The sequence below is a fragment of the Nostoc sp. genome (assembly GCF_036916985.1).
Lineage (GTDB): Bacteria > Cyanobacteriota > Cyanobacteriia > Cyanobacteriales > Nostocaceae > Nostoc.
In genome coordinates this window covers 68,950-93,099 of record NZ_JBALFD010000032.1, presented here as the reverse complement: position 1 = coordinate 93,099, position 24,150 = coordinate 68,950, and the positions used below count along the sequence as shown (strand labels likewise).

The 24,150-nt window shown below is 42.8% G+C and carries 17 protein-coding genes; 12 read left to right on the top strand and 5 right to left on the bottom strand.

The features are described from left to right. Positions 1–183 precede the first annotated feature (183 nt). Positions 184–1,107, top strand: coding sequence for a glycine--tRNA ligase subunit alpha (glyQ, locus tag V7L07_RS12625; protein ID WP_335058228.1), 924 nt, complete (start codon positions 184–186; stop codon positions 1,105–1,107). A 233-nt stretch (positions 1,108–1,340) separates the two neighbouring features. Beyond that, a complete protein-coding gene (locus V7L07_RS12620; protein ID WP_335058226.1) occupies positions 1,341–3,695 on the top strand; it encodes a ComEC/Rec2 family competence protein in 2,355 nt (784 codons plus the stop codon). Positions 3,696–3,926: 231 nt separating this feature from the next. Here the strand turns inward: V7L07_RS12620 and mreD are convergent, their stop codons facing one another. The 3 genes from mreD to V7L07_RS12605 all read right to left on the bottom strand — a co-directional run bounded on the left by mreD (position 3,927) and on the right by V7L07_RS12605 (position 6,475). Beyond that, positions 3,927–4,544: a rod shape-determining protein MreD gene (mreD, locus tag V7L07_RS12615; RefSeq protein ID WP_335058224.1), complete on the bottom strand. Its 618-nt coding sequence runs from the start codon at positions 4,542–4,544 to the stop codon at positions 3,927–3,929. Positions 4,545–4,570: 26 nt separating this feature from the next. Further along, positions 4,571–5,365 (bottom strand): rod shape-determining protein MreC, encoded by a 795-nt coding sequence (mreC, locus tag V7L07_RS12610; RefSeq protein ID WP_335058222.1) that lies wholly within the window; start codon positions 5,363–5,365, stop codon positions 4,571–4,573. A gap of 102 nt (positions 5,366–5,467) precedes the next feature. Continuing rightward, complete coding sequence (locus V7L07_RS12605; RefSeq protein WP_179069148.1) at positions 5,468–6,475, bottom strand: rod shape-determining protein; 1,008 nt, start codon at positions 6,473–6,475, stop codon at positions 5,468–5,470. 374 nt (positions 6,476–6,849) lie between these two features. Here V7L07_RS12605 and V7L07_RS12600 point away from each other — a divergent pair, with 374 nt between their 5' ends. Next, positions 6,850–7,212 (top strand): single-stranded DNA-binding protein, encoded by a 363-nt coding sequence (locus V7L07_RS12600; protein WP_179065879.1) that lies wholly within the window; start codon positions 6,850–6,852, stop codon positions 7,210–7,212. 140 nt (positions 7,213–7,352) lie between these two features. On the opposite strand, the gene V7L07_RS12595 is transcribed toward V7L07_RS12600, so the two are convergent. Continuing rightward, on the bottom strand, positions 7,353–8,093 hold the full coding sequence (locus V7L07_RS12595; protein ID WP_335058220.1) for an SIMPL domain-containing protein: 741 nt from the start codon (positions 8,091–8,093) through the stop codon (positions 7,353–7,355). A 62-nt stretch (positions 8,094–8,155) separates the two neighbouring features. Between V7L07_RS12595 and V7L07_RS12590 the strand changes: the two genes are divergently transcribed. The 6 genes from V7L07_RS12590 (at position 8,156) to sds (ending at position 17,958) form a co-directional block, all read left to right on the top strand. Then, positions 8,156–8,341 carry a hypothetical protein gene (locus V7L07_RS12590; RefSeq protein WP_335058218.1) on the top strand — a complete coding sequence of 62 codons (186 nt, stop codon included), beginning with the start codon at positions 8,156–8,158 and terminating at the stop codon, positions 8,339–8,341. A 113-nt stretch (positions 8,342–8,454) separates the two neighbouring features. Beyond that, on the top strand, positions 8,455–9,933 hold the full coding sequence (locus V7L07_RS12585) for a cation:proton antiporter (protein WP_335058216.1): 1,479 nt from the start codon (positions 8,455–8,457) through the stop codon (positions 9,931–9,933). A gap of 646 nt (positions 9,934–10,579) precedes the next feature. Continuing rightward, a complete protein-coding gene (locus V7L07_RS12580) occupies positions 10,580–12,460 on the top strand; it encodes an N-acetylmuramoyl-L-alanine amidase (protein WP_335058234.1) in 1,881 nt (626 codons plus the stop codon). 430 nt (positions 12,461–12,890) lie between these two features. Beyond that, positions 12,891–14,792 carry an N-acetylmuramoyl-L-alanine amidase gene (locus tag V7L07_RS12575; RefSeq protein ID WP_335058213.1) on the top strand — a complete coding sequence of 634 codons (1,902 nt, stop codon included), beginning with the start codon at positions 12,891–12,893 and terminating at the stop codon, positions 14,790–14,792. Positions 14,793–14,921: 129 nt separating this feature from the next. Further along, positions 14,922–15,788, top strand: a complete 867-nt coding sequence (murI, locus tag V7L07_RS12570) for a glutamate racemase (protein ID WP_335058211.1) — start codon at positions 14,922–14,924, stop codon at positions 15,786–15,788. Positions 15,789–16,983: 1,195 nt separating this feature from the next. After that, positions 16,984–17,958 (top strand): solanesyl diphosphate synthase, encoded by a 975-nt coding sequence (sds, locus tag V7L07_RS12565; RefSeq protein ID WP_335058209.1) that lies wholly within the window; start codon positions 16,984–16,986, stop codon positions 17,956–17,958. A 499-nt stretch (positions 17,959–18,457) separates the two neighbouring features. On the opposite strand, the gene V7L07_RS12560 is transcribed toward sds, so the two are convergent. Then, on the bottom strand, positions 18,458–18,931 hold the full coding sequence (locus V7L07_RS12560) for a hypothetical protein (RefSeq protein WP_179065874.1): 474 nt from the start codon (positions 18,929–18,931) through the stop codon (positions 18,458–18,460). Between the two features lie 205 nt (positions 18,932–19,136). Between V7L07_RS12560 and hetZ the strand changes: the two genes are divergently transcribed. The 3 genes from hetZ to V7L07_RS12545 all read left to right on the top strand — a co-directional run bounded on the left by hetZ (position 19,137) and on the right by V7L07_RS12545 (position 24,048). After that, positions 19,137–20,342, top strand: a complete 1,206-nt coding sequence (gene hetZ / locus V7L07_RS12555; RefSeq protein ID WP_179065873.1) for a heterocyst differentiation protein HetZ — start codon at positions 19,137–19,139, stop codon at positions 20,340–20,342. After that, the gene (locus V7L07_RS12550) at positions 20,335–21,312 is read left to right on the top strand and encodes a PatU (RefSeq protein WP_335058206.1); all 978 of its coding nucleotides are present in this window, start codon (positions 20,335–20,337) and stop codon (positions 21,310–21,312) included. The genes hetZ and V7L07_RS12550 overlap by 8 nt, the downstream gene beginning before the upstream one ends. Positions 21,313–21,735: 423 nt before the next feature. Beyond that, a complete protein-coding gene (locus V7L07_RS12545; protein WP_335058232.1) occupies positions 21,736–24,048 on the top strand; it encodes a transglutaminase TgpA family protein in 2,313 nt (770 codons plus the stop codon). Positions 24,049–24,150: the final 102 nt, after the last annotated feature.

Sequence of the window (24,150 nt, the reverse complement as noted above, 5' to 3'; positions counted from 1 at the left end):
CTCAGCGTCGCTTTCGTTCGCTTCGCTTCAGGCACTTATTCAATATAGCGAACCCAATTCATTGTGTCAACTACTTTTTCCAAAATATTTTGGGAACGGTTTTATGTCTCCTGAAACTAGCTACAGTGTTGGGTTGTAGGCAACAATGGTTTATGCACTGTGTTAAGTAGGGAAGGGGGAAGCGTGAATTTTCAGTCAGTAATAGGTTTATTGCATCAGTTTTGGGGCGATCGCGGTTGTCTTATTGCCCAGCCCTACGATATTGAGAAGGGGGCTGGTACTAAGAATCCTCAGACTTTTTTAAGGGCATTGGGACCGGAACCCTGGGCTGTGGCCTATGTTGAACCGTGTCGTCGCCCAACGGATGGGCGCTACGGCGAAAACCCCAACCGCTTCCAACACTATTATCAGTACCAAGTTTTGATTAAGCCGTCACCAGATAATATCCAGGAGATTTATCTTGATTCCTTAAGAGCTTTAGGTATTCGTCCTGAAGACCACGATATTCGGTTTGTAGAGGATAACTGGGAAGATGCGACGGTGGGAGCTTGGGGAACTGGATGGGAAGTATGGTTGGATGGGATGGAAGTTACTCAATTTACTTACTTCCAACAGTGTGGAGGAATTGATTGCCGTCCGGTGTCGATTGAGATTACTTATGGTTTAGAGCGGCTGACAATGTATCTCCAGCAGGTAGAAGCATTTACAAAGATCCAGTGGACAGACAATATTACTTATGGAGATGTTTTCCTGCAAAGTGAGATTGAGCAGTGTACGTATAATTTTGAAGCTTCAAATCCTGAGTTGCTACTGACACTATTTAACTTATACGAGCAGGAAGCTACCCAATTGACGGAGCGAGGATTGGTATTGCCTAGCTTAGATTATGTAATGAAGTGTTCGCACATGTTTAATCTGCTGGATGCTAGAGGTGTGATTTCGGTGACGGAGAGAACTCGTTATATTGCCAGGATTCGGCATTTGGCTAGGAAGGTGGCTCATTTATATGTTGAACAAAGGGAGAAATTGGGTTTTCCGTTGCTCGGAGTCATGCCTGGGCGACTAGAAGTCGCGGCTACACAGACAAAACCTGCCTCCGCAGGTTAAACCCCTGATTTTGCATTCTTTAAGCTAGGTATATCTTTAATGATGTGGCTGTTGATAAAGGTCAGAAATCCCGTTTAATCTTGAGCCTAGAATATTAAAGCTACAAAGATAAGGCCCGCCTGTGCGGGCTTTGTTTGTATAAACTTGATGGACTATACTTCACCACATTGCTACCCTATCTATATTTAAGTCAGCTGCAAATTACGGTTGCCAGGTGCTTTTACAAAAATCTTATGATTCAAACTAGTGGTGTAATTATTTGTCTTGGCTATATTTTTGGGTTGCTGTTTACAGCAGTTCCTTGGGGTGGTGTGTGGATTTTGGTTCTGGGGATAGTGGGAGCAATTATTTTTAGAAGACGCACCAATTCACGGCAATTTGCTCAGAAACCAGAAAATGCTGGAAGCAAAAATAAGACGGTGCCTAACACTTGGCAAACTACTCCCCATCCTCGAATATGGCTAGCTGCTGGCTTGGTGGGATTATTGGCAACTATATATTTTCAATGGCGAGTACCGCAACCGGATGCAAAAGATATTAGTCAATTCGTCCCGACTGGAAATAGCAATAATCAAGAACAACTTGTGATTGTTCGCGGCAAAGTGGCGAGTAATCCCCGCTTGACTCGCAGTCAACGCGGACAATTTTGGCTGGAAACGACTCAGTTAGATGAGGTCAAAAATGATAAGGGTTCAGCAGGTGTTCCAAAAGGGGTTACAGGCAAATTGTATGTGACAGTGCCTATACTTCAGGCTACTGGATTATACCCTAGTCAAGAAATTGCTGTGACTGGGATTTTGTACAAACCAAAGGCGGCTTCCAATCCTGGTGGTTTTGATTTTCAGAAGTTTCTCAAGCAAGAAGGAACATTTGCCGGTCTAATTGGGCGACAAATAAATGTTTTGGATCAGGAACGGAAATGGGGATGGTGGCAAATTCGGGAGCGAATTGTGCGATCGCAAGTTCGTTGGTTGGGTGTCCCAGAAGGGCCGCTTGTTAGTGCAATGGTTTTAGGTAGCAAAGCTGTTGATTTACCCTACGATATCCGCGACTTGTTTGTGCAAGCTGGATTAGCTCATGCTTTGGCAGCTTCCGGGTTCCAAACTTCCTTGATTTTAAGTGTGATCTTACAGTTAACCAGGCGGACAAAAAAAGGAACGCAATTTACCGTTGGTTTTTTGGCTTTAATCATTTTTCTGAGTTTAACAGGTTTTCAACCTGCGGTTCTCAGAGCCGTAATTATGGGTTTTGCGGCATTAGTTGGTTTGCTATTAAAAAGGAAGGTAAAACAGTTTGGCTCATTACTATTAGCGGCAACTCTGCTATTAGTATTTAATCCTCTATGGATTTGGGATTTAGGTTTTCAATTAAGTTTTTTAGCAACATTGGGATTAGTTGTAACAGTATCCCCATTAGTCAACAGTCTAGCATGGCTACCACCTGCGATCGCTTCTTTAATTGCCGTTCCCCTAGCTGCCACTATTTGGACTTTACCTGTACAACTTTTTGTCTTTGGAGTTGTACCATCTTATAGTTTGTTCCTGAATGTGGTTAGTACTCCATTAATTTCGATTATTAGTATAGGTGGAATCATCAGTGCGTTAATAGGTTTAGTTTGGACTGAAGCCGGAAGCTTCCTGGCTGGTGTGTTGCATTACCCTACTGATTGGCTAATTAAACTAGTGGAATTTTCTAGCAAGTTGCCTGGAAGTTCTATTGCTGTAGGCAGTATATCTAGTTGGCAGCTTTTGGCGATTTATGTACTGATTATATTGGTGTGGCTAGTACCTTGGTGGCAGCGGCGGTGGTGGTTTGCTAATGTGATTGCGATTGCTTTAGTATCCATTCCCCTTTGGCATTCTACAAATACATTGTTTAGAATAACGGTCTTGGAATCTGGTACGGAACCAATTGTAGTTGTTCAAGATAGAGGTAGTGTAACTGTAATTAATAGTGGCGATGAAGGTACAGGACGCTTCACAATTCTACCGTTTTTACAACAACAGGGTGTAAATCAAATCAATTGGGCGATCGCAACTGATTTCCAAGGCAATGAAAGTAATGCCTGGTTTGAATTAATGCAACGTTTACCAATCAATAATTTTTATGAGTATTCACCCAAAACAGATGATTCTATTACAACTCAGGCAATTCAACAGGAACTACAAAAACATCAAGGAATTTATCAATCTTTGGCAGTTGGTCAATCTGTGAAAGCTGGTTCGACAGTAGCACAATTAATCAACGATCAATTACCTATCTTACAATTGCAAATTTTAGATCAGAATTGGTTATTAGTAGGTAATGTTAAATCTAAAGAGGTAAAACAACTAGTTAAAAATGGAAGTTTACCTCACCCACAAGTGCTTTGGTGTGCGCCTGAATCATTGAAAGATTTAGTTATTGCCCTACAACCACAAGTAGCGATCGCCTCTTCTGGTAACTTTGATCCAAAAAGTTTATCTGAACTTAATCAAAGCCAAACCAAACTTTTTTTTACAGGAAGAGATGGAGCTATTCAATGGACTCCTAATGGTCAATTTGAGGCATTTATTGAAGCAACAGAAAACAAGTCTTCTCTGTTATGAAAAAATAAAATTTTGGTATAAATTCATGAATCTTAAATACTAATACCAATTCTGTATGAAGATGCGGTAAACCATATTTAAAGAAAAACGTAGATGTGGAGCAGCTTGCCACAGGCTACCGCATACTCCTACAGGGCGCGTAGTATCTTGCATAGAAAGACACAAAGAAAGAAAGGAAGAAGTTAAAAGAGTTTAGCGCAGCCTCACAAAGAGATGGTATAACTCCCTTTACTATTGCTCCAACAATTTTATGCGCTGCCACCAAAGATTCAGGGGATAATAAAGCACCGGTGCCCATAAACTACTCAAAATAGCAGAGGCAAGGGCGACACGTTGGTAATATGTCCAAATATCTGTCACCTTACGCTCATCGCCGAGCAAAGTTAATTGCAACCCAAAGATAGTTTCTGCCAAAACTGCCATCACAAAGACAATTACAGCAATCGAAATAAAATCTTCTTCGATAAAACGCTGTTTTTGGAGCAGACCAGTTAAAACTCCCACTATCCCTAAACTAAGGGCATGAGTAGGGTTAGGTGATGTCATTGAATCTTGAAGTAGCCCCAGAACTATACCTGCCAATGCTCCGGCAAACACCGTGCGTTTCACACTCCAAGCTACCACCCAAATTAATAGCCAGTTAGGGCCAATTCCCAATAATTCCATACCTGGGAATCGGGTTGGTAATAATAATAAACATAACAGTACAGATCCAACCGTCACTATCCAACCTAACAACTGGCGTATACCGGGATGCCAACGAGCAAGCGGCTGGATTCGGAATTTCGATTTTCGCTGTGACGATTTTGGTTTTTTCTGCATGCTACCACCAAATGCAGGAATCTTCATTTTTTTATGGATTTTTAAGGAAGAATTTACTTAGACTTTTGCGGCACTTGATTTGCCGACTCTTGGTTTTCTGGCTTGGGATAAACAGCTACCCAATCAAGAGAGCGGATTGGCGGAAAAAGCTCAATTTTCGCCACTGATGCCGGAAGTTTCTTTAAATCCAACGACTTGATTCGTCCTACCGCCAAACCAGAGGGAAATTTCTGACTATAGGTAGACGTGGAAACTAAATCTCCTACCTTGACGTTTGGAACTTTTTCATAAAACTCCAGCACTGCTTCGGCAGAAGAATCTCCTCGCAAAACGCCTTTAGCTGCCGTGCGGCTAACTGACACACCCACTTGACTCTTGAGGTCACTGATTAATAACACGCGGCTAGTATTGGGAGTTACACTCTCCACCAAACCCACTAATCCGCCTTCTGCTTTGACTATGAAGCCTTCCTGAATCCCTACATTCGCACCGCGATTCAGGGTAACTTGTTGCCACCACTGGTCAGCACTACGTCCTATCACCCGTGCTGGAATTGGCCGTGATGCCAGTGGCTCTTTTTCTACATAGCCTAATAAATCTTGTAGCTTTGTCTTTTGACTTTCCAAATCTACTATACGGGTTTGCAATTCTAGTATCCGGGCGTCTCTGAGACGTTCTTCTGGAGTTGGACCTGACTGCAACATCTCTAACGGCCGGGTAATTGCCTGGTATGTCTCAAGCAGCAACTCACCTTGAGTCTGTCGCAATATCCAAGCACTACCAACCACTAGAGCTAATAAGCCGATTTGTAACCCTTTACGATCCCACCAACGCCGTATTGTCACCATATATACCTTTGTATACTTATACAAATTAAGTTCTACTTGGATTCTATTTATATAGAACCCAAATAGAACTCAAATAGAACTCAAGTCTGATATTTTTTTTTGCTACATATTGCGAGAGCTTTCGGTAACAACTCGTTCCAACTGTTTAAAGTTTTCTAACACACGACCTGTTCCCAGCACAACACAGCTCAAAGGATCAGCAGCAATGTGGGTAATAATCCCTGTTTCATGACTAATTAGGGTATCTATGCCTTTGAGCAAAGCACCGCCGCCAGCTAACATAATACCTCTGTCAATAATATCTGCTGCCAATTCTGGAGGTGTGCGTTCCAGTGTCCGCTTCACAGCTTCTATAATTACTGATAGCGGTTCCAACATGCTTTCACGGATTTCTGGGGCTTTGATTGTTACAGTGCGCGGCAGACCAGAAAGTAGGTGTAAACCTCGGACTTCCATCATCGCGTCATTATCATCATTAGTAGGATAAGCAGAACCAAGTCGAATCTTGATTTCCTCGGCAGTACGTTCACCAATGACTAAGTTATGAACTTTCTTAATATACTGAATGATTGAATCAGTCAGTTCATCTCCAGCAATGCGTACTGATTCGCTGATGACTGTACCTTGAAGACTCAGCACTGCAACTTCTGTTGTGCCACCACCAATATCAATGATCATGTTGCCAGTGGGTTCGGCAACAGGTAATCCTGCACCAATGGCCGCAGCTACGGGTTCATCGATTAAATATACTTTTCTTGCTCCTGCTTGGTGAGCTGCATCCATCACAGCTCGCCTTTCTACTCCTGTGACGCCACTGGGAATACCAATGACAATCCGGGGTAAGATTAAAGATTTACCTTCATTTACACGCTGAATAAAGCTTTTGAGCATCAACTCGGCTATATCAAAGTCAGCGATTACACCATCCCGCAAAGGGCGGAGGGCAATCACATTTCCCGGTGTGCGGCCGAGCATTTTTTTGGCTTCTTCTCCTACTGCTAGTGCTACCTTTTCATTGACATCGATAGCAACTACAGAAGGTTCTTGTAGTACAATACCTTTACCAGATACATAAACTAGAGTGTTTGCGGTACCGAGGTCGATACCCATATCCCATGATGTGCGAAAGTTCCTAAAAATACCCACGCGTCTGTAAGCCCCCTATGTGCGATACTTTTTGACTACAACGGTTAAGAGTTAATTGTGCCGGATTCGATAAAGTTCGTATCCTGAGTTGAGTCAACTAGACTATATTTTTATATGATTCCCAGGAATATTTACTATGTCTCAAGCCCCGTATTTTTTGATATTCTCTGGTTAGATTAGTATATCAGTATATTTTTCTGTGTTTCTCCAAATAGTGTGTATAATTTTTCAAGTCAATTATATTGTTAACTGTTTAACACATTATTTTCAAGTCTTTCACAATTCGCTATGATGAAAGTCAGAATTTTCTAAGTACGTTTGTACTAAAAGGTAACGTGATGAGTATCAATGTTGTCAACCTCATCGGTCGTGTAGGCGGCGACCCAGAGATTAAGTATTTTGAGTCTGGTAGTGTGAAGTGTAGATTGACACTAGCAGTAAAAAGGCGATCGCGTAACAGCGATCAACCTGACTGGTTCGAGTTGGAACTATGGGGAAAGACAGCAGAGTTTGCCAAGAATTATGTACAAAAGGGTAAACAAATTGCCGTTAAAGGTTCCTTGAAGTTTGACGCTTGGAGCGATCGCCAAACAGGAATTAGCCGCTCTAAACCAGTTATTCTAGTAGATCAGGTGGACTTATTGGGTTCTAGGCAAGATGGAGACGGAGGAACGGGAGATATGTCTCCAGAACATTTTTAATTGGGCATTGGGCAAAACAGTTCCGAGTGCTGAGTAAAGAAATTAGATTCCCTATTCAGCACTCTTGAGGGGTATTGGGCATTGATTATTAGTCCTTTGCCTTTACAAATAACAAAGGACTAATGACAAATGACCAATGACTAATAACTAATTTGCAGCGTCACCGATGCTTCTACTTGTTGTTCACCACCAATTACAGGGGTGGAAGCATCAGCTGACTTGGCAGCCTCAGCACGTAAAAACATGGGGGGTGGTGGTGCAGTGGCATTATTAACTTGAATGCTTACGATTTCTTTGGATTTAAAACCCAAGGCACTGAAAACGGCATCAGCTTGCTGCCGGGCATCTTGAGTAGCTTCTTTTAATGCTTGCTTTTGAGCTGCTGCGATCGCTTCATCATTCGCAACAAAACTAATACCGTTAATTTGTGTTGCACCCGCTTTCACTGCATCATCCAATAACGTCCCAGCTTGTTCGGTAGGAATTCTAAAACTCACGGTGTTATTGGCAGCATAGCCTGTAATCTGCTGTACATTATTGGTATAGCTGTAAACTGGGTTGAGCCGGATACCAGTAGTTTGTAATTTTTCAACATTTTTGCTCTTTAAGAACGCAACTACAGCAGATGACCTCCGAGCGGCTTCTTGCTGTACTTCCTGTGCTGTTTTTCCCTGAATCTCTACTCCTAAACTGACTTGTGCCAGGGTTGTCGGAATTGTTTCTACTCCGCGACCACTGACACTAAGAGTTCGCCACAATTTATCTTTTTCTTGTGCGAATGCAGGTAGTACAAAAGTTGCACATACTAGCATTGCTAAAGGCAGTATTTTCCACAAGTTTCCCGATGGAAACCGAGAACCGGGTAAAGCGGATCTAGTCATAATATTTGCACTCCTCAAAGTATCCACAGATGTTTTGAATAAACGTATGTAGCAATCTTCGGGTGGTTGTTGAGAGCCAACATCCACCACAAGTTTTTCACAACTCAAGTGCGATCGCTAGATACGATTTGTATGTTCTTACTTTGACACTGCGATCGTCAAAAGCTGAAATGGTTACATTTTTTGAAACTAAAAAAATTACACTAGTACAACACGGCGTAAATCAACTACTTATTTCAAATCAATGAAACGTTTACGTTGTATACCTTTTTGAATTTTTAATTTTGAATTCAGATTGCGTCTTCATAGGATGTTTTTCAGAAACGCGTCAGAATCAAAGAGAAGGATTTTCACAGAACCCATGCATTTGTTAGATCCAATTAGCTTCTCTTTTCCTCTGCTGGCCAGCGCAACACAAGCCGCAGACAGTTCAATGGTAGTCGAAGCAGTGCTACTAAGCTTAGTAGTCATTTATCTTGCTAGCAAAGTTGGTGGAGAGTTATCAAACCAAGTGGGTTTGCCACCTGTCTTAGGTGAACTCGTTGGCGGTGTGGTAGTTGGCATCTCTGTTTTCCACCTTTTGGTGTTTCCAGAAGGCGGCACAGACAGTTCTAATTCTTTGATCGTGTCCTTTCTTCAAACTACTGCCGGTTTGACCCCTGAAGCCACTCCAGCAGTGTTTGCAGCCCAGTCCGAGGTAATTTCTGTTTTAGCAGAATTGGGTGTGATTATTCTGCTCTTTGAAATCGGCTTGGAGTCGAACTTAAAAGATTTAATGGCAGTTGGTATCCAAGCCACCGTTGTCGCAGTAGTTGGGGTAGTAGTACCCTTTGCTGCTGGAACTGTGGGGCTGATGACTTTGTTTGGTATTGGTGCTGTACCCGCAATTTTTGCAGGGGCGGCTTTGACTGCCACGAGTATCGGTATTACTTCCAAAGTGCTGTCAGAATTGGGGCGACTCAATTCTAAAGAAGGGCAGATTATTTTGGGTGCTGCCGTAATTGACGACGTACTGGGAATCATCGTTTTAGCGGTAGTTGCCAGCCTAGCTAAAGACGGCGTAGTAGATGTCAGCAAAGTGATTTATTTGATTATCAGCGCCACTGGTTTTATTTTGGGAGCAATCCTACTGGGCAACGTTTTCAATAAATCCTTTGTAGCGATCGCCGATCAACTTAAAACCCGTGGTGGACTGGTAATACCAGCATTGATCTTCGCTTTTGCTATGGCATACCTGGCCGCCGTTATCCACTTAGAAGCAATTCTGGGTGCTTTTGCGGCGGGTTTAGTTCTAGAAGAGACAGATAAACGTAAGGAACTGCAAAAGCAAGTCTCTCCCATTGCCGATATATTAGTGCCAATTTTCTTTGTGACTGTTGGCGCAAAAACCGATTTGGGAGTGTTAAACCCAGCAATTCCCGACAATCGTGAAGGTCTAATTATGGCAACTTTCCTGATTACAGTAGCGATTATCGGTAAAGTGATCACAGGTTTAAGCGTGTTTGGTCAACCAGGAATCAACCGTTTAGCGATCGGTGTGGGAATGATTCCTAGAGGCGAGGTTGGGTTAGTATTTGCTGGTGTCGGTGCTGCCAGTGGCGCTCTCTCGAAACCATTAGGGGCAGCAATTATCATGATGGTTATCTTGACAACCTTTTTAGCTCCTCCCTTGTTAAGATTTGTATTTCCAGATCCAAAAACCGTGGAGGCAGGCTCAGAGCAACTAATTTTAGACGGTTCCTCTGGGACTTCGTTGGTAATTGAACCACTTCAACCAAGGGTATCAGCATTAAATGACAGTAGCAATTTGGAAGTAACCCCAGATTCTAGCGATCGTTAATTATTGGGAATGGGGAATGGGGAATAAGGCATTAGGCATTGGTTATTTCCCTGCTTCCTCATCCCCATTGTGTAGTGGAAACTTCTCTTCTCAAATCTCCGTCGCGTGTGATTGTAGAATAATTGTTTGTTTCTAATTTCTACCAGCATTCAAAATGTTAGTTATTTCTAGTTTCCCTCGGCTTGTAAGCCTTTATCTGAATATTTTCCAGATAATTGGGGAGTAACACCCATAAATTTTGCTAGATCATCTGACAGTAATGGGAATTATTTACTCAGTGCATCGATGGCAACAAAAAACAAACACTTATCATTGAACAGCTATCAATTATCAGTTTTCTAGCTTGGTTAGGAGTCGTACCCCACCTCTACAGGTGGAAGGTTTTGTATGGAAATTTATACCCAAAATTAAACCTGATAACTGATTTAAGTGTGTATTAGAGCAGTTTTTAGATATTTAGATCGCGACTGAGACGGGGAATGGGGAGTAGGCAGTGGTGTAATTAAATTACTTGAAACATGCTGTAATAACAGCTTAAAAATCAAAAAAGGCATCAGAGGTCAAGTTTAGGTGGTGACGGTGTGGTGATTTACCAATGAGTTGAGATATTGACGGCTCCCATGAACGTGAATTAGGAGAAATGACTGTGAAATTACACTGGTTACTACCCAGCACTATTGGAACTATCTTCATGCTATCGTCGCCAGTAATGGCGGCGAGACTTGAATCTTGGCGCTTTGATGCTAATCAAAACAGACTAGAAATTAATACTGTCGGAACAGTTCAACCCCAAGCACAACTAATTTTCAACCCGACTCGGCTGGTGATTGATTTGCCAGGCACTACATTTGGTCGTCCGCAGCTAACCCAACAAGTGGGCGGTGGAATTCGCTCGATCCGTGTTGGACAATTTGATATAGATACAACACGTATAGTTGTCGAACTGACTCCTGGTTACACTTTAGACCCCAAACGAGTACAATTCGTTGGTACAACTGGCGATCGCTGGACGGTGCAATTACCTAGACCAGAAGTTGAGAGAGTAGCTTCATCTCCTAGAAGTGCTTACAGTGTAGTTACCCCAAACTCTGAACCTCAACCTAGTATTTCAAGGGTTGCTACTACTACACGAGGAGCCACTCAAATTGAGCATTTACAAGTAACGGGTGATGGGTTGTTCATTCGTACCAGTGGTGGCAATCCTCCGATTCAGGTAATTCGCAGCCGTGATCGCGCTACTATTTTTGTGGATATCTCTGGCGCATCTTTATCACCACGTCTAGCGCAACAGAATAATATACCCGTCAACAAACATGGTATTAGCCGCGTCGAATTCACCTCATTACAAACCCAACCTCCTGGTGTCCGCCTGACTTTGCGGGTAGATAAAAATAGCCCAGACTGGCGAGCAACTAATAGTAACGGCGGTGGTTTGATAGTTTTACCTAGTCGCGTTGTCACATTGCCTGGAAGTAATAATTCCGACAATCAATCAGAAGCCGTTTCCTTTCCTAATAGATCGTCTACCAATAACTCGCCAGCAACAATTGAGTCTGTACAACTGGCTGATAATGGCACACAACTGCTAATTAGAGGCAACCAACCTTTATCGGCAACAGGAACCTGGGATAGATCCTCTGGTCTGTTCCGCGTTACGATTAGCAATGCCAAGTTAGCTCCTAGAGTTACAGGCCCTACTTTTGCTGCTAGTAGCCCGATTCTTCGGGTACGTCTGCAACCCCAAGCACCCAACACTGTTGTTGTTTTAGTTCAACCAGCCGCCGGAATCCAACTTGGGCAACCCAGGCAAATTGATGACCAGCTTTTGGCTCTACCAATACAAGGTTCTCGGCGAGTTGTAGCCCTCCCCGGAAGACCACCTTTTGCTTTACCTGGGCTACCACCGCCAAATCGTGGGCCATTCCCAGACCCAAACAACCCCAATCCCCAGCGCATAACACAACCACAGCGCCGAGTTACCAATGGGCGAGTAGTAGTTATTATTGACCCCGGACATGGCGGTAAAGACTCAGGAGCGCTTGGCATTGGGGGGGCACGTGAAAAGGATGTGATCTTGCCTATTGGGAAAAGACTTGCTGAGATTTTGCAGCAAAATGGCATACAAGTAATTATGACGCGGGATTCTGACTATTTTGTTACCCTTCCAGGAAGGGTGCAATTAGCAGAGCGAGCGAATGCTGATGTGTTTGTTAGCATCCACGCCAATTCAGCCGGTGCGAGTCGTCCCGATGTTAATGGCTTGGAAGTCTATTATTACGACAGTGGACTGGATCTAGCTCGCGTTGTCCGTAGTAGTATTCTGCAAAATATTGGTACTCTCAAAGACAGGGGAGTGCGACGAGCCAGATTTTATGTCCTCAGAAAAAGTTCTATGCCCTCCATTCTCGTGGAAACGGGTTACATGACTGGTCGAGAGGATATGGCTAGGCTGAGAACTTCAGCTTACCAAAATCAAATGGCAGAAGCGATCGCTCGTGGTGTTCTTCAGTACCTAAAGAGAAGATAAGTAATTTAGTCTAAATTATTGAGTAAATACATCTAATCTTTACCATTTTTATCCAATTTAGTAGTAAAACAATTTAAGTATTCTTGCGGCGGGGTAGAAGTAGCTTCTTTGTTATTGTCATCTGATGCAATGCATGTCAGTCAACAAATTTTGGATTTTAGATTTTGGATTTGTATCATCTAGAACAGGTGTTAGTGTAGCAGGACGCTATTCTGGCAGGAAACTAAAATCGGGAATCTAAAATCTAAAATTGGCAGTCAAATATATATAGGCTAATGGCATGGCAAAACCAGAGGAGCGTGCTATATTTTACGCCATTAGCTGTGTCTTAATAACAGCGCAAAACTCAGTGGCGCGGTGACGGTGTGAGGATTTGCCAATATGTTGAGATGTTGACGGCTCCCATAAATGTGAATCAGGAGAAAAGACTGTGAAATTACGCTGGTTATTATCCAGTACTATTGGAACCATCTTCATGCTATCGTCGCCGGCAATGGCCGCGAAACTAGAATCTTGGCGTTTTGATGCCAATCAAAACAGGCTGGAAATTAATACTTTCGGAAATGTCCAACCCCAAGCGCAATTAATTTTTAACCCCACTCGTTTGGTAATTGATTTGCCAGGAACAACATTTGGGCGTCCGCAGTTAACCCAACAGGTGGGCGGTGCAATTCGTTCGATCCGTGTTGGGCAGTTTGATGAACAAACAACACGCATAGTCGTGGAATTGACTCCTGGTTATACTTTAGACCCTAAACAAGTGCGATTTTTGGCCACAACTGGCGATCGCTGGACAGTGCAATTACCTACGCCAGAAGCCGAAAATGCACCCTCAAGAAACACTGAGGGGCAGCAAGAACAAGCTATAGCCGCAGCAACTTCACCCAGAACATCTACACCAGCATTCCCCCAAAGGGATATTTACAACGTTGTCAGAACTGACTCTGTTAATCCACCTCACAACAGACCCTTTCTTGCCAGAGTTACTCAAATTGAGAAATTACAAGTCACAGGCGATGGTTTTTTCATTGCTACAAGTGGTGGCAATCCTCAAATTCAGGTAAATCGTAGCAACGATCAAAAAGCAATTAACATCGACATTGCTGGCGCAACTTTATCACCAAACCTAGAGCAGCGGGATTTGTCGATTAATCGCTATGGTGTCAGCCGTATCCAGTTCACCCAGCTGCAAACCAGTCCATCTATTGTTCGTCTGACTTTACAGGTAGATGAAAATAGTCCAAATTGGCGAGCAACCACTAGCAGCGTTGGTGGTTTTGTGGTTCTACCTAGTCGTGGCGTTGCCCAGTTGCCTGGAAGTAACACTCCACGCATACCACCTAGTAACTCAACTGCTACTATTGAGTCTGTGCAACTGGCTAATAATGGCACACAACTACTAATTAGAGCCGACCAAGCTTTATCTGCTACAGGAGGCTGGGATAGATCCTCTGGTCTGTACCGTATAACTATCAACAATGCTAAGTTAGCTCCAAAAGTCACAGGCCCTACTTTTAATCCTAATAGCCCGATCCTGCGGGTACGCCTGCAACCACAAGAATCCAATACTGTCAATGTCTTGGTTCAACCAGCAGCCGGAGTAAAAATTGGGGAACTCAACCAAGTTGGCGACGAGCTGTTAGCTTTAGAATTACGACGCTCTGGTAGCAGTAGTATCACACCGTCCATTACTTTACCTCCCCTGCCATCGCTAGACCAAGGTCAATTACCAAACCCCGCAGATAATCCCCGTCCCATCTCCCAGTCACGGCCACGCCCCTCCGTTCCTAGAGGGAAATTGGTAGTAGTTATTGATCCAGGACATGGTGGAAAAGACTCAGGTGCCCCTGGTTTGGGCGGACTTTTAGAAAAGAATGTAATTCTGCCTATTGGTAAAAGGGTAGGAGCAATTTTAGAGCAAAATGGTGTACAAGCGGTGCTAACGCGGGATGCCGACTTTTTCGTAGAACTTCAGGGACGGGTAGACATTACCAAGCGAGCTAATGCGACTTTGTTTGTCAGCATTCACGCTAATTCCGTTGATAATCGACCTGATGTCAATGGCTTAGAAGTCTATTATTACGATAGTGGTTATGGTCTAGCTGAAGTAGTTCGTAAAACCATCCTCCAGGACATCGGTACTATCAAAGATCGGGGAACCCGCAAAGCTAGATTCTACGTCCTCAGAAAAAACTCCATACCTGCTATTCTCGTGGAAACAGGCTATATGACTGGTTATGAGGATAATCCCAGATTAGGAACACCAGAGTATCAAAATCGGATGGCAGAAGCGATCGCTCAAGGCATCCTAAAATACTTACAGCAGAGGTAATATAGTACAAATTACTCATTAAAGAGGTGGTATTTAAACTTCTTTGACTTGCAGAATTTAGTGGTCAATTTGAAGATTGTCTGCTAAATTCTGTATTTTAAATCCCAAAACCTAAATTAATATCTGCCTGTGTATTCATCTTCCATTTTTGAAGGGAATCTTGACGATTTTTCCGATCAAGAACCCCAACGTGCCCCAATTGGCATCTTTGACAGTGGTGTTGGTGGGCTGACGGTATTGCGACAACTATATCGGCAACTCCCCAATGAATCAATTATTTATTTTGGGGATACAGCTAGACTTCCTTACGGAATTCGTTCACAAGCAGAAATTTTACGATTTACCCGTGAAATTATTACCTGGCTACAACAGCAGCAGGTAAAAATGGTAATTATGGCTTGCAACACCAGTTCTGCCCTAGCTCTAGAAACCGTGCGTCAAGAATTCAGCATACCCATTTTGGGAGTGATTCTACCAGGTGCAAAAGCTGCGGTGCAGCAAGGAAAGCGGATTGGTGTAATTGCCACTCCAGCTACAGCCAAGAGTAATGCTTATAAACACGCCATATTCGAAATTGCTCCTGATGTCCAAGTCTGGCAAGTTGGATGCCCAGAGTTTGTACCACTGATTGAGCAAAACCGCATTCATGACCCTTACACTGCCGAAGTAGCACGAGCCTACCTAGAGCCTTTGTTAGAGCAGGAAATTGATACCTTAGTTCACGGCTGTACCCATTATCCCCACCTTACTCCGGTACTGCGATCGCTCCTCCCATCTCAAGTCCAATTAATTGATCCAGCTGTTCATGTTGTGGCAGCTTGCGCCCAAGAGCTAGACTTGTTAGGCTTAAGAAATACTCATCTACCATTACCAACTCGCTTCGCCGTCAGCGGTTGTCCGCAACAGTTTTCTCAGTCAGGAGTCCAGTGGCTAGGCTACACCCCAATAGTTGAAGAGGTTTCCTTCACTGATATCGCTATTTCCCAACTCCAATAAAACTAATTAGTCCTTAGTCCCTCGTCATTTGTTTCGATAAATGACGAGGGACTAAGGACTAATGACCATTGACTAATGACTATTAACTGATATCTCCTGCTTGTGTTTTCCTTCGGCAGATGAAGGAAAACTTGTTGGAACAGTCTTTGTACCTGTTCGCTTCGCCAGTGCTAATAACAGGTAGACTGTGAACAAATATCCAGACGCTAAAATAAAAATCATCATAGGCATACTTCCGTAAATCATTGTTCTACTAGCACCCTTCTAAACGAATATAAAATTCCATAAAATTAGTAGAACCTCAACCAACCAAGTGCATTCTTGATGGCTGTAGTTTCATATAGCAAAATGAGCCTATAGAGATCAAATCCTCTACGGACAAAGAATTTATAATCTAATGCGACTTCTTGCAGACCATAGATCCCACAGTAGTTAGCTTGCCGTCTAGCAATCTAAAACTACGATTCTCAGCGGTCTACTCGATCTGCTTTATTTTTGCTCAAACTTCTGTGAAAAGAGCAATGCTTGCGCTCAACGTGCGCTGAAGACGTGTAGCGGCTTCCCATAGGGATATCACATAGCTCCAAACCAGGAGTTTTGCGTATCGTAGGAAAAATTAAAGAATTTATTCCCTTAATCTCACCGACGAATATTTATTTTAGACTCACAACGCTAAGTCAGTAGAATCAACTACTTGCTGACTCACTTTTTGGGTGTGAATATCTTACAAAATTTAAAATTCCTATACTTTAGCGTAACACAAAGACCCTGAATTTTGAGCCTATTCGGCTGCTAAATTTCAAATTTTTTGAAGAGCTACACCATCAATCTGGAGAAATTTAGCCTGAATCATTGGCGACAAATTTAAGTCATATTCCTTTTGTCAATAAGTAATATTGCTTAAATTATGCTTTTAACTGTGGCGGGAAAAGTGAGATGAGAAATTACCTAACACAATTTAATCTCATATTTATCCCCGTTTACTGAGAATTCATGTTTTAAGTTAGTTTAAAGCCTGAGTTCTCATATATTAAGCATAATTACTTATTGACAAAAATGTTAGTAACCTTAATTATCACCCATAGACTCATAAAAATTGGATTACCTGATGAAAACTTTGCGCTGGCACAGGGTTATCTTAAAATGAGTATAGGATATGTAAACTTTCGTAACCTAAGTCAGAGTCCGCCCATCCATGACCCCAGCCACCTCCCTGTTTACCCCTGTGGAAGCAGACCTGCGACTACTAGCAGATAACCTAAAACAGCTAGTTGGAAATCGCCACCCCATTCTATTTGCAGCAGCCGAATATTTATTCGGTGCTGGGGGAAAGCGTATCAGACCAGCAATTGTCCTGCTAATATCGCGGGCAACAATGTTAGAACAAGACATGACACCGCGTCATCGCCGCCTTGCTGAGATTACAGAAATGATTCACACAGCAAGCTTGGTACATGATGATGTGGTAGATGAATCAGATGTGCGGCGAGGCGTTCCTACTGTTCATAGTTTCTTTAACAGTAACCGCATTGCCATCTTAGCAGGAGATTTTCTCTTTGCCCAATCGTCCTGGTATTTAGCAAACTTGGACAATTTGGAGGTGGTGAAACTACTCTCAGAAGTCATTATGGATCTGGCTACTGGGGAGATTCAGCAGGGACTAAATCGTTTTGATGCTGGTATCTCTATTGAAACTTACATTGAGAAGAGTTATTACAAAACAGCTTCGTTAATCGCCAACAGTTCTAAAGCTGCTGGGTTACTTAGTGAAGTCTCACGAGAAACTGTTGAGCATCTGTATAGCTATGGTCGTCATTTTGGTATAGCATTTCAAATTGTTGATGACATTCTAGATTTCACCAGTACAACAGATACTTTGGGTAAACCAGTGGGTTCGGATCTCAAAAGCGGTAATCTGACTGCACCTGTTTTATTTGCTTTAGCCCAAAAACCATCTTTGGAAGTACTGATTGATCGAGAGTTTGCCCAAGAAGGGGATTTAGAGCAAGCACTAGAATTGATTCAAGATAGTGAAGGTATACAGCAGGCGCGAGAGTTAGCTGCTCACCATGCTAAGTTGGCAATTGAGCATCTTACAGTTCTCCCACCCTCAGAATCTCACCAGGCATTGATTAACATAGCTGAGTACACACTGAGTCGCCTCTATTAAATTAGTTCTCAGGTAAAAAGTATGGATTTAGGTTAAGACTTACGCAAAATATCTCTCAACCTTTTATTTCTCCGTATCTCTGTGCCTCTGTGGTTCTTTATTCCGTAACTCGTGCGTAAGTCCTATAGGTTTTTGGTGTGTTACGAAAGCCATAACACACCAAAAACCTGAAATGTTGTGCTTCAATCACGCTTCAACACACTAAAGCAGTTTGATATTTATTCATCCCACCTATTTACCAGGTAGAAAGTAGAGTTTTTTATTTGGAAGTTCTTAAGTGTAAAACTCTGGTTCACTGCGAAATTAAAACTAAAAAATGTTCACTGATAACTGTTTTTTAACAAATTTTAGGTTTCACCGAAAGTTGAACCAGTCGCATGGTCTAAGGGAAAGAAAAAATTTCTTTTTTCACTGATTTAGAAAACTTTTTTTAAAGAATTTGAGATTTAAAATTTTGGATGTGGGGTTGTATCTAAAAAACTCCACATCCAAATTTTTTCTATGCAATATCAGGGGGTATCTGTTTTGGCGATCGCAGTTGTCGTAAGTGTTGCTGCATGAGTTTTTCTAGTTCAGTTCGCCGAACTTCAACGGTATGAGTGGTCTTACCCGGCGTCTCTAAAAAAACGATACTGTCTACGGGTTCTAATGCCACCATTTGGAACAAAATATGGGTGACAGGAGTAATTTTAGCTAGCATTTGAGGGTCAAGCCCAGCAGGGGAAATTAGAGAGACATCCTGTATGGTAGGGAAAGCGTAAAGAACGCGCTTTTCCAATCCTGGATTAGCACGATTGCTCAACGTAGTTACAACCCAGCTTGACTCCGAATTTTGGAGAACATAATACTGGGAGTAGCGTAATTTTTGAGCGATCGCTCTAAGGGCAGGAGCAATTGCTGCAACAAGATGTGGTGTCACACCATCGTCAGGTGCATTGTCAATCAGCAATTGAATTTGTGCTTCTAAATCCATAATGACTTGTATACGGCTCCTGGGTAACGGCAATAACATCTATCAAGTGTGAACAATCCCATCAGAATTGGGAATAATAAAATCAGCCACATCCTCAATAGTAGGATTGGTCTGCGTTTAGCTTATACGTAAAACCAAAAAAGCCAATACCCACAGTCGTACAGGTTGTATTTAAGTAAGTTAGGGTCTTTTGAAAACCGAGACTATGAATTCAGCCGCAACCGCAACTATTCCATCTGCAACTATTCTGGGAGAAAATTCTACAGGCGTGGAGGTGATCTTTCAACTCCTGTCCAAGGAGTTTCAGCAGTCAACCAAAGCTTCGGAACAAAATTGCCACGACGTAGCAAGACGTATCACCACCGAAGTCTACCGGATTTGTCATGAGAGTAAACGTATCCAAGCTTCTGGAACTGTAGAAAGCTCGGCGCTGACCCTGGCTCGGCATCGGCTGCAACAGTGTCTCAGGTACTATCAGTTGGGTTCAAATCGGGGCAGGGTCGAATTACACAGTACTCTGAGTGCAATTGTTTATCGATATATTAATCCTCCTCAGAGGCAATTGAGCTATCAAGGGCGGCTGACGATCATTGAAGATTTCCTCCAGAGTTTTTATCTGGAAGCGTTGAACGCTTTCCGGCGAGAAAATCAACTCGGTGCTACTTATCGCCCTCAGACGCTCTTGGAATTGTCCGAGTATATGGCATTTACCGAGCGCTACGGTAAGCGACGCATTCCCTTACCAGGTCGTCAGCAGCAGCTAATTATCCTGCGCGCGCAAACTTTTTCTCAACAGCAGCCCCCAGAAACCAGCGTAGATATAGAACAAGCCTCAGAGGGTAGCAATAATGAAGGTGATGGTTCTTGGGAAGAACCAGCAGTACATCAATTACGCTCCACAATGGCAACGCAAGCCGAACCTGAACCTGAAGAAGACACCTTGCGCTCCGTTGTGGTTACGGAATTAATGAATTATCTCGAACAACGACAACAATCTGACTGCGCTGATTACTTTTCTCTCCGCCTCCAGGATTTATCAGCACAAGAAATTGAGTCAGTTTTAGGTTTAACCCCTCGTCAGAGAGATTATTTGCAACAGCGCTTTAAGTATCATTTGATTCGGTTTGCCCTGTTGCACCGTTGGGAATTAGTCCACGAATGGCTGGAAGCTTCTCTGCATACAAATTTGGGTTTAACTCCCCAGCAATGGCAAGTCTACACAGCACAGCTGGACAATAAGCAACGGTCTTTATTAGAGTTGAAGCAACAAGGACAAGCTGATGAAAAAATAGCAAAAACTTTAGGGTTGTCAATGGCACAACTGCAAAAAAGATGGTTTAAGCTGCTTGAGCAAGCTTGGGAAATTCGTAACTCATTAGTTTCCGGATCAGGTGCATCTACTCATGAATAGTGACTCAGAATCTTTACAACACCGGTGTCTCGATTGGTTATTGACAGATGATGTCAAAAATCATGAGCGATCGGTAGAATGTGAGGAAAATGACGGGGTAAAAAACCTCCTCAATGAAGCCACTGCTTCAAAAAACAGTGAGCCAAAATTGGGAGGAACGCCCCAGGCCTTTCAATTGGGAGAAATTCCTACTGTGCAAGATCGTTTTCAAGCTGTCCTTAAGCGCCGGTTACAAATCCAAGCCCAAGACCACCCACCGTTGTTTCCCTGGGAAACACAATTAATCGACTATCCTGATTTTGTTGATGAGCCGTCAATGACACTCGTTCCTAGCTGGGGATGGATGGTACAACAGTCTAAGTTGACCTTGCCAACTCGCTTGCCGGAAAGAGTTTTCCAGCAATTGCTAGAACAGTGTCAGGCTTTGGTGACATCTTCAGTGCCGTTGGGGGCAAAATTAGTTCAAGTGGTGGAGAACTTTTTTCCCAATGAGTCTCAAGCATTAAATGACATCGCTGGATTGGTGCTAAGAAGCACCTATCGTTCTGTAAGTACTCTGGAGACAATGCCTGCTATTCAGAGCAATTACTCAGATTTACAACCGCGTCAACAAATGGCTTTGTCGTTGCTAGCAGCTAAACAACTGCTGGAAAATTTGACTCTACCACTTTCAGCAACTAGTCCTGTGGTAGAAAGACAATGGCTAACCAGTGTTGGTGCTTTGAATATCAGAGTAGAGTACCAGTCTCTAGGTAAACTTACGAAGTTACTTGTTCAAGCTGAGTTACCTGTGAAAGGAACTTTAACGCTGCGGGGAAGTGGCACTTTAGCGATGACAACATCTTCGACTTCGGGATACTTAAATGTAGAGTTAGGCTGCGAGCAACTTAACCCAATTTATACTCTGGAAGTTGAGTTTCCAGAAATAGACGAACAGTCTTTGTTGTTTGTGATTAATCCCACGATTTAGTTTAAATTTCCACCGCTAGCACACTACGTCAATCAACGCCGATATATTAAGAGGATTTTCCTGGTTTTGAAGCTCATCCTATTTTTCAACAAACGGTCATTAGGGTGTCTACGAGAAGCAGTTATTACAAAGACACAGGGACACGGGGATATGGGGACATGGGAATATTGAGAAAGTATTTGGTTATTTCTCAATTCACCGCGTCACCCATTTCTCGTTTCTCTCCATCTCTACCCCCTATCTATCATTTTTTACCGTGCCGATTTTAGATTTAAAATCCTTGAGGCAAATCGGGGTCAATCCAAAGTCGGTAATCCAAAATTTTTTGACACAGTAGTAGGGTAGGCAATTACGTCCCCCGCATTGTGTTTTTTGCATCTACATCATTGCTTCTACTAGACTCAAATGTTTAACTTATCCAGGATGAATCGGTTTTGGCGTATCCCTGTAGGTAATTTCTGGCGGCAAAATCCGCAGGGTTCGCCTTTGATAGAAGTGGAAGATTCTATTTCTTTGCGGGTGCTGGTGCTAGCGTTGGTTATTTTGGGAATTGTGGCGACGGATATTGCTGCTGAAACTTCATTCAGTTTTTGGGCGTTACCCCTAAGTTTGGTGGGTGCGATTTGGAGTTACTATCGTCGCCGCGATCGCAATGTTGCAGTTCAATTCGGCATCGCCATTGGGATGTTAGTAGCATTGGGTGCTTTCTTTGGACAATTAGTAGGAGAGTTGAATGATACGCGGTTGGGTTTGGCAGAGTTATTAATTCAACTCCAGGTGTTGCATAGCTTTGATACACCCCGCCGTAAAAATTTGGGCTATTCGATTGTTATCGGACTGATTTTATTAGGTGTGGCAGGAACCCTAAGTCAGACTTTAGCATTTGCACCTGTGCTGCTGTTATTTTTAGCGATCGCTCTGCCAACTTTAGTATTAGATTACCGCTCACGCTTAGGTTTGCAGCCATTAAAAATAAAAAATGAAAAATTAAATCAGAAGAATTCCGCAACTATTAATTTTAAATTTTTAATTCTAACTTTTTTACTAATTGTCGGTCTAGGGCTGGCAATTTTTGCTGTTTTACCTAGATTTCCCGGCTATCAATTACGGAATTTCCCGGTCAGTTCTGGTATTCAAGTCAAAGGTAATTTCACAGGACGTAATATCATTAATCCCGGTTATGTTCACCAAGGTAAAGGTGAGAATCAAGGCAGTGGTAGCGGTGGTACAGGACAAAATCAAACTGGTCAACCAGGTAAAGTAGATAATAACTTTTATTACGGTTTTAATAGCCAAATTAACCAAAACCTGCGGGGTGAAATGAAACCCAAGGTTGTGATGCGGGTGCGATCGCAAGCTGAGGGTTTTTGGCGAGTATTAGGATTTGACCACTATACAGGTAAGGGATGGGAAGTTTCTCGGAATGAAGATGTTATGACTGTTAGGCGATCGCCCTGGTCTTACCAAATTTTTATTCCCCCATCCATACTCACTGCTAAAACCCAAGAGGTAGTACAAACTTATACAGTGGTATCAGATTTGCCTAACCTCATTCCAGCGATGGCTAATCCCAAAGAAGTTTATTTTCCAGCACCAGTGATTGCTGTTGATAAAGAAGACGGATTGCGATCGCCTGTAGAATTATCGCAAGGTCTCACCTACACAGTAGTTTCTGAAGTACCCTACCGCGATCGCACTTTGTTAGGTGAAGCTTCTACTAAATATCCGCAACAGATTAAAAAGCATTATCTACAAATTCCTCCCGAAATTGCTGAAAAAGTTCGGGAACGCACCGAAGAAATCCTTGCTAACTACAATCAAGAAAAAGTCGCAAAATCTGCTAAAAGCCTGGATTCACCCTACGAAAAGGCTCTCTATTTAGCTCAATATTTAAAGCAACGCTACTCTATTCCCCAAAATCCCTTAGAACTACCTTATTTGAGTGAAAAAGAAGACTTGGTAGAAACTTTTTTGTTTAAGCAAAAAGGAGGCTATCCAGACCACTTCTCTACAGTTCTCACAGTAATGTTACGTTCCATTGGTATCCCAGCGCGCTTGGTAGCAGGGTTTAGTGCGGGAGAATTTAATCCATTTACAGGGCTATATGTTGTCCGTAATACTGACGCTTATGCGATGACGGAAGTGTATTTTCCTAAATATGGTTGGTTTGCCTTTGACCCCATTCCCAATCATCCTCTGATACCACCTTCAATAGAAGACACTCAGACTTTTAGTGTATTGCGCCAATTGTGGCATTGGGTTGCTGGCTGGCTACCTTCTCCGGTGACAGGTTTGTTGAATAATGTATTTGAGACAATATTTAAGTGGGTGATTAGAGCGATCGCTTGGTTTTTAGCTTTATTCTCCCAAGGTTGGTTCGGCGTGTTAACTGGCTTAATCTTGTCAACTACAGCAGCTTTCTTCGCTTGGCTGGGTTGGGGTCAGTGGCGAGAGTGGCGCAATCGTCGATGGTTAAAGAAATTGCCAGCAATGGAAAGCCTTTATCAACAAATGCTGCAATGGACAACTCAAAAAGGTTTAGGTAAACATCCAGCACAAACACCTTTAGAGTACGCCAGAGGAGCATACCAGCATCATACCCTAGCAACCGCTGAGGTCATAGATGAGATTAGCCAAGCCTATGTTAGTTGGCGCTATGGTGGTCAAACTCCTAACTTGCAGCGATTGCGAGAAAGATGGCAAGGTATCAAAAAAACTGCTAAGACTGCTAAGTAATTCATGGATAAATTACATCAGAAGGTTGTCCATTGGGCAACCTTTTTAATTTCAACAACTGCGTCCTCAGCGAGAGACGAACGTAAAAAGTAGAAAACTCGC